Annotated in this window: 13 protein-coding genes; all 13 read left to right on the forward strand. The window is 70.3% G+C overall.

Annotated elements, in window-relative coordinates; all coding sequences use genetic code 11:
* Positions 1 to 12 precede the first annotated feature (12 nt).
* The 13 genes from kdpB (at position 13) to LAJ50_RS00305 (ending at position 15,217) form a co-directional block, all read left to right on the forward strand.
* The gene (kdpB, locus tag LAJ50_RS00245; protein WP_138654237.1) at positions 13 to 2,055 is read left to right on the forward strand and encodes a potassium-transporting ATPase subunit KdpB; all 2,043 of its coding nucleotides are present in this window, start codon (positions 13 to 15) and stop codon (positions 2,053 to 2,055) included.
* A 56-nt stretch (positions 2,056 to 2,111) separates the two neighbouring features.
* Positions 2,112 to 2,702 (forward strand): potassium-transporting ATPase subunit KdpC, encoded by a 591-nt coding sequence (kdpC, locus tag LAJ50_RS00250; RefSeq protein ID WP_205961547.1) that lies wholly within the window; start codon positions 2,112 to 2,114, stop codon positions 2,700 to 2,702.
* 146 nt (positions 2,703 to 2,848) lie between these two features.
* A complete protein-coding gene (locus tag LAJ50_RS00255; RefSeq protein ID WP_138654241.1) occupies positions 2,849 to 5,506 on the forward strand; it encodes a sensor histidine kinase KdpD in 2,658 nt (885 codons plus the stop codon).
* A complete protein-coding gene (locus tag LAJ50_RS00260) occupies positions 5,487 to 6,203 on the forward strand; it encodes a response regulator transcription factor (protein WP_138654243.1) in 717 nt (238 codons plus the stop codon). The genes LAJ50_RS00255 and LAJ50_RS00260 overlap by 20 nt, the downstream gene beginning before the upstream one ends.
* A gap of 446 nt (positions 6,204 to 6,649) precedes the next feature.
* Complete coding sequence (locus tag LAJ50_RS00265; protein WP_138654245.1) at positions 6,650 to 7,432, forward strand: DOPA 4,5-dioxygenase family protein; 783 nt, start codon at positions 6,650 to 6,652, stop codon at positions 7,430 to 7,432.
* Between the two features lie 336 nt (positions 7,433 to 7,768).
* Complete coding sequence (locus LAJ50_RS00270; protein ID WP_138654247.1) at positions 7,769 to 8,050, forward strand: hypothetical protein; 282 nt, start codon at positions 7,769 to 7,771, stop codon at positions 8,048 to 8,050.
* Positions 8,047 to 8,394 (forward strand): hypothetical protein, encoded by a 348-nt coding sequence (locus LAJ50_RS00275; RefSeq protein ID WP_138654249.1) that lies wholly within the window; start codon positions 8,047 to 8,049, stop codon positions 8,392 to 8,394. The genes LAJ50_RS00270 and LAJ50_RS00275 overlap by 4 nt, the downstream gene beginning before the upstream one ends.
* A 124-nt stretch (positions 8,395 to 8,518) precedes the next feature.
* Positions 8,519 to 8,905, forward strand: coding sequence for a BlaI/MecI/CopY family transcriptional regulator (locus LAJ50_RS00280; RefSeq protein ID WP_130514591.1), 387 nt, complete (start codon positions 8,519 to 8,521; stop codon positions 8,903 to 8,905).
* A gap of 2 nt (positions 8,906 to 8,907) precedes the next feature.
* Positions 8,908 to 10,764 carry a M56 family metallopeptidase gene (locus LAJ50_RS00285; protein ID WP_224096416.1) on the forward strand — a complete coding sequence of 619 codons (1,857 nt, stop codon included), beginning with the start codon at positions 8,908 to 8,910 and terminating at the stop codon, positions 10,762 to 10,764.
* 473 nt (positions 10,765 to 11,237) lie between these two features.
* A complete protein-coding gene (locus LAJ50_RS00290; RefSeq protein WP_138653876.1) occupies positions 11,238 to 12,629 on the forward strand; it encodes an MATE family efflux transporter in 1,392 nt (463 codons plus the stop codon).
* Positions 12,626 to 13,060: a glyoxalase superfamily protein gene (locus tag LAJ50_RS00295; protein ID WP_138653878.1), complete on the forward strand. Its 435-nt coding sequence runs from the start codon at positions 12,626 to 12,628 to the stop codon at positions 13,058 to 13,060. The genes LAJ50_RS00290 and LAJ50_RS00295 overlap by 4 nt, the downstream gene beginning before the upstream one ends.
* A 168-nt stretch (positions 13,061 to 13,228) precedes the next feature.
* Positions 13,229 to 13,879 carry a hypothetical protein gene (locus LAJ50_RS00300; RefSeq protein ID WP_138653880.1) on the forward strand — a complete coding sequence of 217 codons (651 nt, stop codon included), beginning with the start codon at positions 13,229 to 13,231 and terminating at the stop codon, positions 13,877 to 13,879.
* Positions 13,880 to 13,885: 6 nt separating this feature from the next.
* Positions 13,886 to 15,217 (forward strand): XVIPCD domain-containing protein, encoded by a 1,332-nt coding sequence (locus LAJ50_RS00305; protein ID WP_138653882.1) that lies wholly within the window; start codon positions 13,886 to 13,888, stop codon positions 15,215 to 15,217.
* The last annotated feature ends 3 nt before the right edge of the window (positions 15,218 to 15,220 follow it).

Consider the following 15,220-nt stretch of genomic DNA (forward strand, 5'->3'; position numbering starts at 1 on the left):
AGGACGCTGAACATGAACTCCCAAGTCCATTCCCACCGCGCGCCCCAGCGCCTGCTCGACGGCGCGGCCATCCGCGCCGCGCTGCGCGATGCGGTGCTCAAGCTCAATCCCGCCAAGCTGGTGCGCAGCCCGGTCATGGCCGTGGTCATGGCCGGCACCCTGGTCGCGCTGCTGGTCACGCTGACCGGCAACGCGCCGCTGGGCTTCGGCCTGGCGGTCAGCGCGATCCTGCTGCTGACGGTGCTGTTCGGCAACTTCGCCGAGGCCATCGCCGAGGCGCGCGGCCGCGGCCAGGCGGCCTCGCTGCGCACCGCGCGCCAGGACCTGGTCGCGCGCAAGGTCGATGCCATCCAGGGCCATGCCAGCGAACGCAGCCTGCCCGCCGCGCAGCTGCGCCCGGGCGATCTGGTGATCGTCTCGGCCGGGCAGCAGATCCCGGCCGACGGCGAGATCGTGCGCGGCCTGGCCACCATCAACGAGGCCGCCGTCACCGGCGAATCGGCGCCGGTGCTGCGCGAGGCCGGCACCGACCGCAGCGGCGTGATCGGCGGCACCAAGGTGCTGACCGACGAGATCGTGGTCAAGGTCACCGCCGAGCCGGGCAACAGCTTCCTGGACCGCATGATCGCCCTGGTCGAGGGCGCCAACCGGCAGAAGACACCCAACGAGATCGCCCTGACCCTGCTGCTGGCGGCGATGACGCTGACCTTCCTGATCGTGGTCGCCACCCTGCCGGCGATCGGCGCGTTCGTCGGCGTGCGCGTCGACCCGCTGCTGCTGATCGCGCTGCTGGTGTGCCTGATCCCGACGACCATCGGCGGCCTGTTGCCGGCCATCGGCATCGCCGGCATGAACCGCGCGCTGGCCGCCAACGTGCTGGCCAAGTCGGGCAAGGCGGTGGAAGTTGCGGGCGACGTGGACGTGCTGCTGCTGGACAAGACCGGCACCATCACCCACGGCGACCGCCAGGCCACGCACTTCCATACCCTGGCCGGCATCGACGCGACCCAGCTGCGCGAGGCCGCGCTGCTGTCCTCGCTGGCCGACCCGACGCCGGAGGGCAAGTCGATCGTGCGGCTGGCGCGCGAGCAGGGCTGCACCGCCAGTGAGCCCGAGCAGGCCGAGTACCTGGCCTTCACCGCGCAGACGCGCATGTCCGGCGTCGACGTGGCCGGCCGCGCGATCCGCAAGGGCGCCTCCGATGCCATCGCCGCCTATGTGACCGCGCTGGGCGGCAGCGTGCCGCCGGAACTGGCCGGCCGCGTCGAACAGGTCGCGCGCGGCGGCGCCACCCCGCTGGTGGTGGCCGAAGGCCGGCACGTGCTGGGCGTGATCGAGCTGTCCGACGTGGTCAAGCACGGCATCAAGGAGAAGTTCGCCCAGCTGCGCGCCATGGGCATCAAGACGGTGATGATCACCGGCGACAACCCACTCACCGCCGCGGCCATCGCCGCCGAGGCCGGCGTGGACGACTACATCGCCCAGGCCCGCCCCGAGGACAAGCTCGCCCGCATCCGCGCCGAACAGGCCGGCGGGCGGCTGGTGGCGATGGTCGGCGACGGCACCAACGACGCTCCGGCGCTGGCCCAGGCGGACGTGGGCCTGGCGATGAACTCCGGCACCCAGGCCGCCAAGGAGGCCGGCAACATGGTCGACCTGGACAGCGATCCGGCCAAGCTGCTGGCGGTGGTGGAAGTGGGCAAGCAGCAGCTGATCACGCGCGGCGCGCTGACCACTTTCTCGCTGGCCAACGACGTGTCCAAGTACTTCGCCATCCTGCCGGCGCTGTTCGCCGCGGCGATTCCCTCGATGGCGGCCTTGAACGTCATGCACCTGTCCAGCCCGCGCAACGCGGTGCTGGCGGCGCTGATCTTCAATGCGCTGGTGATCCCGGCCCTGATCCCGCTGGCCCTGAGAGGCGTGCGCTTCCGCCCGGCCACCGCCACCGTGCTGCTGCGCCGGAACATGCTGATCTACGGCGTGGGCGGGGTGGTGCTGCCGTTCGTGGCGATCAAGCTGATCGACCTCGCCCTGGCCGCGGTGGTGGGCGCATGAGCCGCGTCGACCTCGCCCAGACCCTGATGTCCCGCACCTCCGCGAAAGGTACCGCCATGTCTTCCAAGCTCCCGCAGGATCGCGCCGCGTGGCGCCCCGCCCTGGTGCTGTCCCTGATCGCCCTGCTGGTGACCGGGCTGCTGTATTCGCTGGCCGGCACGGGCCTGGCGCGCGTGGCCTTTCCCGACCCGTCCACCGGCAGCCTGCTGCGGCGTGGCGACACCGTGATCGGCTCGTCGCTGCTGGCGCAGCCGTTCACCGGCGATCAGTGGTTCCAGCCGCGCCCCTCGGCCGCCAAGTACGACCCGATGTCGGCCGCCGGCAGCAACCAGGCCCGCAGTAATCCCGACGCGATCAAACGCGTGGACGAGGCTATCGCGCAGGTCGCCGCACGCGAGGGCGTGCCGCCGTCGCAGGTGCCTTCGGACCTGGTGACACAGTCCGGCGGCGGCCTGGATCCGGACATTTCGCCGGCCGCGGCGCGGATCCAGATCGCCCGCGTGGCGCGTGTTCGGGGCTTGCCGGTGGAGACGGTCGCGGCGTTGGTGCAGGCGCACACGACCGGGAAGCAATTCGGCGTGTTCGGGCAGCCGCGGGTGAATGTGGTGGCGTTGAACCTGGCGCTGGAGGACGCCTCCAGGCGGTGAGATCAAGGCGGGCGTCGGCTTCCCCCGTCATTCCCCGTTCGCGGGAATGACGGCTTGAGGTTAATGCCCCGTGCCGGCGCCTGGCTCCGGGCGGATCGAAAGCCGCAACCCACCCAAACCCCGAGCAACCCAAGCAAAATCTCCCCATGACCGACCCCCGCACCCGCCAGGCCGACGCCCTCATCGAAGGGCTGCAACGCGAGCATGGCGGCCAGCTCACCGTGTTCCTCGGCGCGGCGCCCGGCGTGGGCAAGACCTACGCCATGCTCGGCCGCGCGCGCGAGCAGCTCCGGCGCGGCACCGATCTGGTGGTCGGCATCGTCGAGACCCATGGCCGCAGCGAGACCGCCGCCCTGGCCGAAGGCCTGCCGCAGCAGCCGCGCAAGCGCGTCGAGTACCAGGGCCGGGTGCTGGAGGAGATGGACCTGGACGCACTGCTGGCGCGCAAGCCGGCCTTGGTGCTGGTGGACGAGCTGGCGCACCGCAACGCGCCGGGCAGCCGCCACGAGCGCCGCTGGCAGGACGTGGTCGAACTGCTCGACGCCGGCATCGACGTGTGGACCACGATCAACGTCCAGCACCTGGAAAGCCTCAACGACATGGTGCTGCGCATCACCGGCGTGCGCGTGTCCGAGACCGTGCCCGATGCGGTGTTCGACCGGCTCAACGACATCGTGCTGGTGGACATCCCGCCGCGCGAGCTGGTCGAGCGCCTGCAGCAGGGCAAGGTCTACCTGCCCGACCAGGCGGCGCAGGCGCTGCAGGCATTCTTCTCGCCGTCCAACCTCACCGCGCTGCGCGAGCTGGCCATGCAGACCGCGGCCGAGCACGTGGACAACGCGCTGCGCGAGAACGCCGCCGCGCGCGGCCAGGCCGGCGTGCCCGTGCGCCGGCGCGTGCTGGTGGCCATCGACGGCGGCGGCCAGAGCGAATACCTGGTGCGCGTGGCCCGACGCATCGCCGAACGCCGCGGAGCGCCGTGGACGGTGGTCACCGTGCAGCGGCGCGGCTTCGATGCCGACAGCCAGCAGGAGATCGACCGCGCCTTCGCCCTGGCGCGGCGCCTGGGCGGCGAGGCCGAACTGCTGCACGGCCCCAACATCGCCGACGCCCTGCTCGACCACGCCGGCCACACCGGCGTGTCCACCCTGGTGCTGGGCCGCACGCGCGAGCGGCCGCTGGCGCGCATGGTCAACCGCACCCTGACCCAGCAGCTGATCCAGCGCGGCGCGCACCTGGAGATCAACATCGTCAGCACGCCGGCCGCGCGCGCCCGGGCGCGGCGCAGCCTGCATGCGCTGCCGCAGCGCCTGAGCCGGCACGATGCCGGCTTCTCGCTGCTGGCCACGGTCGCGGCGGTGGCGCTGGCCTGGGTGGCCCAGCGCTGGGTCGGGCTGGACGACCTGTCGATGGTGTTCATCGTCGCGGTGGTGGTGGTGGCCGCGCGCACGCGCATGGCCGCGGCGGTGCTCAGCGCCGTGCTGTGCTTCCTGGCCTACAACTTCTTCTTCATCGAACCGCGCTTCACCCTGCACATCAGCGCCGAGCAGGGCGTGGTGACGGTGTTCCTGTTCCTGGCCGCCGCGCTGGTGGCCGGGCGCCTGGCCTCGCGCCTGCGCATGCAGGTGCTGGCGCTGGCGGCGGCTAACCGCCATGCCACCGCGATGCAGCAGCTGGGGCGCGAGCTGTCCACCGCCGCCGACCTGGGCCAGGTGCTGCAGGCCGGGCGCCGCGCGCTGGAGCGTGCGCTGGACGCGCAGGCCTGGCTGCGCGTGGGCGAGCAGGTCGAGGCCGCGCCCACCGCCGCCCTGGGCGACACCGACCACGCCGCCGCGGCCTGGACCCAGCGCCATGGCGCGCCCAGCGGCCGCCACACCGACACCCTGGCCGGCGCGGGCTGGTGGTTCGTGCCGATGACCGCCGGCGAAAAAACCACCATCGGCGTGGCCGGCCTGCGCATGGACGATCCCTCGCCGCCGGGCCTGGAACGCCGCCGCCTGGCCGAGGCCATGGTCGAGGACATCGCCCAGGCCGCCCTGCGCACGCGTCTGGTCGGCGACCTGGAGAAGGCCCGCATGAGCGGCGAGACCGAGCGCCTGCGCTCGGCCCTGCTGTCCTCGGTCAGCCACGACCTGCGCTCGCCGCTGGCGGCGATGATTGGCTCGGCCAGCAGCCTGTCCGGCTATGGCCAGGCCATGCCGGTCGAGGACCGGCGCGCGCTGCTGGACACCATCCTCACCGAAGGCGAGCGCCTGGACCGCTACATCCAGAACCTGCTGGACATGACCCGCCTGGGCCACACCGGGCTGACCCTCAACCGCGACTGGATCGGCGTGGACGAGCTGGTCGGCTCGGCCGTGCGCCGGCTGCAGCGCTACCAGCCCGGCGTGCGCGTGGAGACCGCGCTGGCGCCGGAGCTGCCGATGCTGTGGGTGCATCCGGCGCTGGTGGAGCAGGCGGTGTTCAACGTGCTGGAGAACGCGGCCAAGTTCTCCCCGGCGGGCGAGCCGGTGCGCGTGTCGGCGCAGCTGGCGCCCGGCGGCCTGCGCATCGACGTGGCCGACCGCGGGCCGGGCATTCCCGAGGACGAGCGCGCGCGCATCTTCGACATGTTCTACAGCGTCGAGCGCGGCGACCGCGGCCGCCACGGCACCGGCCTGGGGCTGACCATCTGCCAGGGCATGATCGGCGCGCATGGCGGCGAGGTGGAGGCGCTTCCCGGTCAGGATGGGCGCGGTACGCTGATCCGCATCACCCTGCCGCTGCTGCAGCCCCCGCCCCGCAATGACGCCGACGACGACTGAGCACACGCCCACCACGCCCGCGCGCGTGCTGGTGATCGACGACGAAGCGCAGATCCGCCGCTTCCTCGACATCTCCCTGCGGGCGCAGGGTTACGTGGTGCTGCAGGCGGCCGATGGCCGCGCGGGCCTGGAGACGCTGGCCACGCAGGGCGCGGACCTGGTGATCCTGGACATCGGCCTGCCCGATCTGGATGGGCACGAGGTGCTGGCGCAGCTGCGCCAGTGGAGCCAGGTGCCGGTGCTGATGCTCAGCGTGCGTGCCGCCGAGGGCGAGAAGGTCGCCGCGCTCGACGGCGGCGCCAACGACTACGTCACCAAGCCCTTCGGCACGCAGGAACTGATGGCGCGCGTGCGCGGCCTGCTGCGCCATCACGTGGTGGCCGACGCCAGCGCGCCGCCGCTGTTCGACGACGGCCACCTGCACATCGACCTGGTCCGTCGCGAAGTGCACCTGGACGGCGTCCCCGTGGTGCTGACCCGCAAGGAGTTCGCCCTGCTCTCGCTGCTGGTGGCCAACGCCGGCCGCGTGGTCACCCAGCCGCAGCTGCTGCGCGAGGTCTGGGGCCCCACCCATACCGAGGACACCCACTACCTGCGCGTGCTGGTCGGCAAGCTGCGCGCCAAGCTCGGGGACTCGGCGCTGGCGCCGAAGTACCTGGCGACCGAGCCGGGAGTGGGGTTGCGGTTTCTCGGGTGATGCGCTGACGACGCAGATGCCGGAATCGATGCGAGCCAAGGGGTCAATGCAATGGTCAATGACATGATGGGTCCGCATATCACGGTTGCGGAGCTGAAGCGCGCACTGGAAGGGGCGAGGGACGAGGCGGTGATCGGCGTCTGGATTCCGCCACACCTCGAAACCGGTGGGCTTTGGACCATCCACCCTGTCCTGTTGGGCGGCCGGGCTGACGGCCCCGTGTTCCGATTGATCGTGCGAAGCGGTGCGGACGACGCCCCGCTCCCGAGGCATCAGACGACCACAGGTCATGAAGCCGCAGGCGCCCTGTCGGAGACGCCGAGTGCGTGGGCGAGCTCGCGGCTGCATGAGCTCATGCGCGATCGCCATATCGGGGGGTTCGATGCGCTGCCTACCATGGACGCGAAGCACGCATGGGGTGCGTGTACGAGTCCTGGACCTGCACGATGTCTGCCACGCACGACGACGCCCTGCGCCCGCAGGATGAAGAACACGCCCACCGCCTGCTGGACCGCCACGGGCGCCTGGTGCGCAACACGCCGCAGGACCAGGACTGGGCCGATCTGCTGTCGCCGGGGCGCCGCCGCCTGATCGGGGCGAGCGCGCTGGCCGCCGGTGGGCTGGCGCTGTCGACACAGGGCGCGGTGGCCGCGCCGGCCGCTGGCGGAAATTTCACCGCGCCAGGCAAGCCCGGCTTCCGCGCCATCGTGCCGCCGCCGGATGCCGGCAAGAGTCCCTGGGGCGAGCACACCGCCAGTGAGCCCACGCCGCGTCCGCGCAGCGTCCGGCCCGGCGAGAAGACGCTGCCGGCCAAGCCGCGCGCCTATACCGACGTGAAGAGCTATCACGCGCATATCTACTTCGACGAGGACACCTACGAGAAGGCCGCGCTGATCCGCCGCTGGACGGCCGAGCGCTTCCCGGTGGAGCTGGGCAACTGGAACCTGGAGCCGCGCGGCCCGCACGTCACCCCGTCGTTCTACTTCGGCTTCACCAACGACCTGCTGCCGGTGCTGGTGCCGTGGCTGCAGTTGAACAGCCTGGGCCTGACCATCCTGCTGCACCCCAACACCGGCGACGAGCGCGCCGATCACCTCTACTACGCGCTGTGGGTCAACCGCTCGCAGCCGGTCAACGGCTATCTGATGCCCGACCTGGAGAAGGGCGGCGAGCCGCACCTGGAACGGATCTACCCCAACATCGTGCCGACCGTCCCGCTGGAGACCTGATGCTTTGGTGGCAGGTGGGTCGGAAGGCTCAGTTGAAAGGAAAACAACCAAAACTGCCTGTTGACCCACAAGGAATTGGCCCTGCTTTCGCTGCTGGCGGCCGATGCCGACAGCATGGTCACCCAGCCGCTACCTTTGCGCGAGGTCCGGGGCCATTCGCCGAGGACGCCCACGACCTGCGCGTGCTGGCCGGCAAGCTGTGCGCCAAGCTCGGCAATTCGGCGCTGGCGCCGAGGTGCCTGGCGACCGAGCCGGGGGGTGGGGATGCGGTTTCTGGGTCTTAGCTGGCAAACTCAGCCTCATTCCTAGGCCAACTTTCTGAAGGCAATGAGCGACGTGAGCGTGACCCAGGAAAAAGTCGTGGCTTTTGCGATCGTTGAGATCCGCCAGCTCTTGGCTGGCTATCTTGGAAGTCAATCCACTGCGGATCTATCCGTGCGGATTGCCGCTCACTTGGCGTACGCACTCCACAACCAGGCCGACGCTGTTCTGGAAGGCAAGCCTTTCGATACCCAGCAAGCGCTTCGTGGGTTTGGCGCGATCGACGGCTTGCTTGGGACTGAGTATGAGCGGCGGCTGCCAGGACTGATGACCGAGCTGGCAGGCCAAGCGCCATGAGGTGCACCGGCATACTGTTCGCGGCACTGCTGGTGTCGGCCTGCACTGGACCAGGCGCCAAAGATCTCGATGGCGCGCAGCTGGTGAAAGCGCTTGAGCAGCAGGTGAAGCTTCCTCAGGATGCTTCGCCATTGTCCGATTACACGCGCTATTACAAGCTCACCGCCGAAGGCGTGCTGGTCGGCGTTTACATCAAGGGCTTCGATGGTGGTGATCGTCAGGCGCATTTGGTATCCGAGCGCGAGCTGCCGCTTATCCTCGATGGTGGCTGTAACGTGATCCACGTGCAGTACGATCCCGGTGCGAACAAAGTGCTGCGCGTTTTCTGCAACGGCATTGCCTGACGCACGCCCCGTCCTGGTGGAGACCTGACCGCCACGCCGTTCGTCGGCCATGACCTCCGGCAGGGTTGACTACAGTTGTCGCCACGGCTAGGTTGACTACAAGTGTAGGCAACCGGAGACGGCCATGCGCCGCAAGAGCATCGGGGACCAGGAGCTGGCGCTGCTCCAGTACATCGGCGAGCAGGGCGAGGCGACGGTAGGCGAGGTGGCCGCTGGCTTCGGCGAGGCGCGCGGGCTGGCGCGCTCGACCGTGCTGACGATGATGGAGCGCCTGCGCACCAAGGCCTACCTGCGGCGCAAGCAGGTCGATGGCGTGTACCGCTATGCCGCCACGGCCGGCCAGGACGCGGTGGTCCAGGGTGCGGTGCAGAGCTTCGTGGAGAAGACGCTGCAGGGCTCGGTCTCGCCGTTCGTGGCGTGGATGTCCCAGCGCAGCGAGGTCAGCGACGATGAGTTGGCCGAACTCGAGGCGCTGGTCGCCAAGCTGCAGTCGCAGCGCAAGGAGGGCTGAGCATGGACGCCTTCGCCTCGGAACTGATCACGCGCCTGGCCACGACCAGTGTGCAGACCGCACTGCTGGTCGCGCTGGTCTGGGCGCTGTGCCGCGCGCTGCCGCGCCTGCCGGCGTCCACGCAGTGCTGGCTGTGGTGGACGGTGACGCTGCAGGCGGTGATCGGCCTGGTCGCCGCGCCGCTGGAGCTGCCGTGGCTGCCCGCCGCCGCGCGCGCATCGGCCGCCTCGCCCGCTTTGGTGCCTGCGGCCGAAGCGACCGCGCCGCTCGTTCTCGCGCCGGTCGCGCCGCTCGCCTCTGTGCCCGTCAGTGCGCCGCTGTGGGCGCTGCCGGCCTGGCAGACGGCGCTGCTGGCGCTGTGGCTGGCCGGGATGGTCGTGATGGCCCTGCGCACGGCGCTGGCCTGGCGTGCGAGCCGCGCGCTGGTGCGCGCCTCGCATCCCTGCGACGACGCCGTGCTGTCCGGCGCCCTGCGCCTGGCGGCCGAGGCCCATGGCCTGCGCGCCGCGCCGCCGCTGCGGCTGTCGCGCCAGATCAGCTCGCCGCAGCTGGTCGGCGTGCTGCATCCCGTGCTGTTGCTGCCGACCAGCGAAGCCGCCCGCATCGGCGACGACGACCTGGACATGGCCCTCACCCACGAGCTGGTTCACCTGCGTCGCCGCGACCTGTGGTGGGGCCTGCTGCCCGCGCTGGCCCAGCACGTGGCCTTCTTCCATCCGCTGGTGCATTACGCGGTGCGCGAATACGGCGTGGCCCGCGAGGCTGCCGTCGATGCCGCGGTGATCGCCGGCAACCGTCATTGCCGCGGCGACTACGGCCGCCTGCTGGTCCGCCTCGGCGTCGCGCCGAGACCGGGTGCAGGCCTGGCCAGTGCGTCGCCGTCCTTCCTCAGCCTCAAACGGAGACTGCTCATGCTGCAGAACACGCACTCCTTCCCGCGCGTCGGCGCGGCCCTGATCCTGGCGGTGGTCGCGGTAGCGGGCGTGACCCCGCTGCGCCTGGTCGCCGCACCGCCGCAGCAGGCACCCGCGGCCGCGCCGGTGCCACCGCCGCCCGCCGCCACCGCGCCGGCCGCGCGACCTGCTGCCGCCGTGCGTCCGGCAACGCCCGCCGTGCCTGCCGAACCCGCACCGGCCGCCAAAGCCAAGCGCGCCTGGTTCGCACCTCCCGCGCCTCCGGCACCGCCCGCCCCGCCCGCGCCTCCGGCGCCTCCCGCGCCGCCGGCCAAATCGGCGCTGAGTGCCCACGGCTTGATCCACCTGTCCCATGACCCCAGCCGCGACGCCTACGTGCTGGTGCAGGGCGATGAGAGCACGATGAATGGCTCCACCGAGGATCTGCACCGGGCGCGCGCGCTGGACGACGGCAAGGGCGTGCTGTTCGTGCGTCGTGCCGGCAAGAGCTACGTGGTCCGCGACGCGGCCACCCTGTCGCGCTTCAAGGCGGTGTATGCCGAGACCTCCCGCCTTGGCGAGGCCCAGGGCAAGCTCGGCGAGCAGCAGGGCGCGCTGGGCGAACGGCAGGGCCGCATCGGCGGGCGCATGGGCGAGATCGGCAGTCGTCTGGGTGAGCTCGCTGTGCGCGAGGCGCAGCTGAGCCTGGCCGGCGGCGACAGCGCCGCTGCACGCAAGGCCATCGAGGACGCCCACCGCGCGACCGAAAAGGCCCGCGCGGAAATGGAAGACCCGGCCATGCGCAGCGAGATGGCCGAACTGGCCCGCCAGCAGGAGGCGCTGGGCCAGCAGCAGGCCGTGCTGGGCAAGCAGCAGGCCGCCGCCAGCGCACGTGCGCAACGCGAGGCGGAGAGCATCATCAGGCAGAGCCTCCAGAGCGGCCTCGCCCAGCCCATCGACGGCTGAGTGCCTGCAGCGAGATGCTGCCCGTGCGTGAACAAGGTTTCGGCACCCGCGTGAGGCGGATGCCGAAGCCTTTTCAGGTTCTCCCCCACCGCCGCACCGCGGCCGGTCTCGGCCACGCGCCGGGGTAGACGGTGTAGCGAGCAGACCCGCTGCCCGCTGCCGAGGCAAGGATCGGCTGCAGCACGCGTCGCGAATCGACGCTTGAAGCGATCTACCCGGGCGGCAGGCTCAGATGCCGTCCTCGTCGGTCCTCGGGCACGAGCCAGCATCCCGCAGCGGCTTCCATCCGCCTCGCGGCGACAGCGGCGACGGCTTGTCGGGTAAGATGCGCGCCGGTCTCGGGCACCGGCCGCTTGCTGACGCCATGTCACGGTGAAGCCCCGAAGCAGTGAACTCTCACCCTCGAAGCATTTCGCAGGTGGGCAACGCAAGCGCCCCACCCCCATCGAAATGCCTCAGATGAGGAGTGAGCGATGTCGTCCCGACACGCCCAGCAAGCCGGAGCGGCGCAGCCGTTCCTGACGGCGCCGGTTGGCCGTCTGTTCGTTTCCAACGCCCTGCCGATGGCGATCGTGCTGTCGCTGGGCGGCCTGTTCAATGCGGTCGATGGCGTCTTCGTCGGGCGCCTTGTCGGACCGGACGCCCTGGCAGCCGTCAGCGCGCTCTTTCCCCTGGTCATGCTGACCACCGCGCTGTCCGCGCTGGTGGGCGGCGGCCTGTCCAGCCGCATGGCTCGTCACCTGGGTGCCGGGCAACACGGCGCAGCGGCCGACGACCTGCGCGCGGCGCGGGCACTGGCCGTGGTCATCGGCTTCGGGCTGATGGCGCTGTTCCTGGCGTGCGGCAGGCCGCTGGCGGCGGCGCTGGCAGGCGGTGGCACGCGGGTGGCACAGCTGAGTCACGACTACCTGCGCGTCATCGCGCTGGCCGCGCCCTTGCAGCTGCTGCTCGGCGTCTACGCCGACGCCTCGCGCACCGAGGGCCGCGCCGCCCTGGTCGCACGGCTCTCGATCGTGATGAACCTGGTCAACATCGCGGCCAACGCGGTGCTGATCGCAGGATGCGGCCTGGGCGTGGCCGGTTCCGCGCTCGGCACGCTGCTGGCGCAGGCCGTGGGATTGCTGCTGTTGGTCGCCGCACGCCGGCGCGCGGCGCGGGGGTTGCCGGCGCCGCCGCGATCCGGCGCGATGCCTGCGCAGGCCTGGCGCAGCATCCTCCTGTTGGGCGTGCCGGTCAGCCTGGGGCTGCTGGGCACCGTCGTGGTGTCGGCGACGGTGATCCTGGCGCTGCGCACGGCGCCGGATCGCGAGACGACGCTGGCGGCCTATGGCATCGTGACCCGCCTGATGGGGTTGGCCTTCCTGGTGCAGATGGCCATGGCGCTGGCGGTGCAGACGATCGTGGGCCATAACCTGGGCGCGGGCCTCCCGCAGCGCGCCGCGGCGTGCGTGCGTCTGGGCATGGTCGCCGCTGCGGCCTGGTGCCTGTGCGTGGTGGCCGTGCTGCTGGCCGCCGGTGCCGAGCTGGCGTGGTGGTTCACCCCCTCGCGCGAGATCGCCCACGACGTCGCCAGGATCCTGCACGCACAGCTGCTGTTCTATCTCTGCTCCGGGCCGCTGCTGGTGTTGGCGCTGTCCATCCAGGCGGCGGGCAGGGCGCGCGACGCGGCGCTGCTCACGCTGGTCAAGCCATGGGTGCTCACGCCGGGACTGGTCCTGATCTGCGTCGCGTTGTGGGGCAGCCGCGCGCTGTGGTGGGCGTTTCCGTTGGCGGACGCGCTGCTGCTGTGCGCGGTGCTTGTCGTCCGGCGTCTGCGTCGGTGGCGAGGCCCGATTGGCGATGCGACACGCGAGGGGACGCCGTGACCTTGACTCTCGTCGAAGCCAAGCGCCAGGCCAAGGCGTTGCGCCTGGCGCTGCAGGCGCAGGGGACCGCGATCCGTCATGCCCAGGCGCTGGAGGCGATCGCCGCCCAGCACGGCGCGAAGGACTGGAATACCTTGCATGCGCGCCTGGCGCGGCAGCAGGGGTTGCCCGCCCTGGACTTGAACGCGCGGGTGCATGGGCGCTACCTGGGGCAGCCTTTCACCGGCCGTGTGGTGACGTTGTCTGCCGTCGGGGACTTGTTCCGGATCGAGATCAGGCTCGATGCGCCGGTGGATACGGTGCGGTTCGCCAGTTTCTCCAACCTGCGCAGCCTGGTGCGCGCCACGGTCGATGCGCACGGGCGATCGCCGCAGAAGACCTCCGACGGGGTGCCGCATCTGGTGCTGGACGCAGGCGTCGGGCGGCGCTGAACGCTTCCGCGTCGCAACCCGTCCGCGCGGTGTCAGCGGTCGAGCCCTCGAATGCGATGCCTGCAGACAGGCGGCCCCGGCGCAGGTTGAAGTCGTCACGGAAGTGCGCTTAGATCGGCCTGCCTGCTCGGAGCAGGCCGATTCTCCTTCCCGCCAAGGACGCTGCCCATGAAATCCGCATCGGTCATCGCGCCCGGCCTTCTTCTGGCGCTCGTCGCCACCGCCTGTGGATCCACGCCCATGCAAAGCCAAGTCCCGCGCACCCATGTGGACGTCAAGGACAACCAGCCCCCGAGGCCGGTCATCCACCGTAATCCGCATCCCACGGCGTACGAGGTCACTCTCGCGATCAAGGATGCGCCGGGGCCGTTCGAGGTGGTCAAGGCGGCCATGCAGTACGAGGTCCTGGACCCCGCCTGCCGTCCCGATCTCGGCGGCATGGCCGGCACTCGCGCCAGCCTGCTGGAGTGGGTGCCCGTCGAACTGGCGAAGCAGGCCGACGGCACCTATCGCGGCACGATCTACGACGGGCTTCTGAAGGACGAGGACTACTACGGACTCGGTGTCTGCCATTGGTCGCTGGTGACCGTGCAATTCAAACTGAAGGCGCACGACAACGAGACAGATACCGAATTTTCCTATCATCTCTGGCACGAAGATATTGCCGCTGGTGCGGCCAAACACGCTTACTTCCCGAGGCGGGCCTACCCAAGCACCTCGATCCCTGGCATGACATTCCCTGGCGAGGAAAAGATCGAGCGTTTCAAGCCAGAAGCCCGCGACAAACTGTTCACTCTCAATCTGTCCATCAAGGAATGATGTGCCATGACAGTCAGCACTCAGGCGAGTGCAGCGCTTGCTGCTGATGCCTATGTCTTCCATCCCAAGGACGACTGGAAGAAGGGCGTCGTCGCCGACGGTGTCGAGTATGAGATCGTCGATCAGGTTTCCAAGCCAAGCGGCTACCAGGGGACGCTCTATCGCAACAAGGATACGGGCGAGTTTGTTGTAGCCCATCGCGGCACCGAGTTTGATCGGCAACTCGTGAAGGACGGCCTCGTCGCCGATGGCGGCATGGTGCTGGCGGGCGTGAATTCTCAGGCGCATGACGCGGTAGCGTTTACCCAACGCGCCATCGATCGGGTCGAAGAGATAGGCGCTAACGGGCTCGAGGTCACCCCGCCAATCGTCGTCGGTCACTCCCTTGGCGGCACGCTTGCTCAGATCAGTGCTTTTGAACTGGGCCTCAAAGGCGAGACCTTCAATGCCTACGGCGCCGCGGGGCTGACCCGGCACATCCCGGAGGGCGGCCTGGACGTCGTCAACCACGTGCGCGCGACCGACTTCGTGAGCGCCGCCAGCCGCCATTACGGTGAAGTCCGGACCTATGCGACCGAGCAGGACATCGCGGCGCTCAAGGGTCATGGCTATGCCAACGACCATCGCGTGCTGACCGATCTGCGCAATCCGTTCGGCGTGGCGCTGGGCGTCGGGGTGGCCGCGCATTACAGCAGCAACTTCCTGCCGACCAATCCAGAAGGGGGCGGCTCGATCATCAACGCCGAGGACGCGGCGCGTTACGCTGAATACCGGCCGATGGTCGACAAGTACCGCAACGATATCCATCTGGTCCACCAGGGCCTGGCCCTGCCACGCAACGTCGTCCACGGTGTGGCCGATGTGCTGGGCCATGGGCACCAGGCGCGGAACGTGAACGTGGGCGGCGAGGTCGAGCCGGTGTCCGTGCCGCTGCCGGGCCATGCGGATCTGCGGCTGGACCCGATGTTCCAGCAGATCCAGGGGCACGTGGCCCGGCTGGATGCCAGCCTGGGCCGCACGCCTGACGCGGCCAGCGAGCGCATGAGCGCCAGTCTCTACGCCAAGGCCGTCGAGTCCGGCATGACCCGGGTCGATGGCGTGCATCTGAGCATCGAGGGCGCCCAGGTCCGTGCCGGCGAACGCGTGTTCGCCGTGCAGGGCAACCCGGCCGATCCCGCGCATCTGCGCACGTCGCTGTCCACGCAGGAGGCGGTGCAGGCGCCGGTCGAGCAGTCCTTCGGCCAGGCCGAGCAGAGTCGGATCCTGCAGCAGCAGGCGGCCGTGCAGGCCAGGCAGGCGCCGCAGCAGAACGAATCGATGGGCGCTCTCGGCCGCTGAGCG

The sequence above is a fragment of the Pseudoxanthomonas sp. X-1 genome (genome assembly GCF_020042665.1).
Lineage (GTDB): Bacteria > Pseudomonadota > Gammaproteobacteria > Xanthomonadales > Xanthomonadaceae > Pseudoxanthomonas_A > Pseudoxanthomonas_A spadix_A.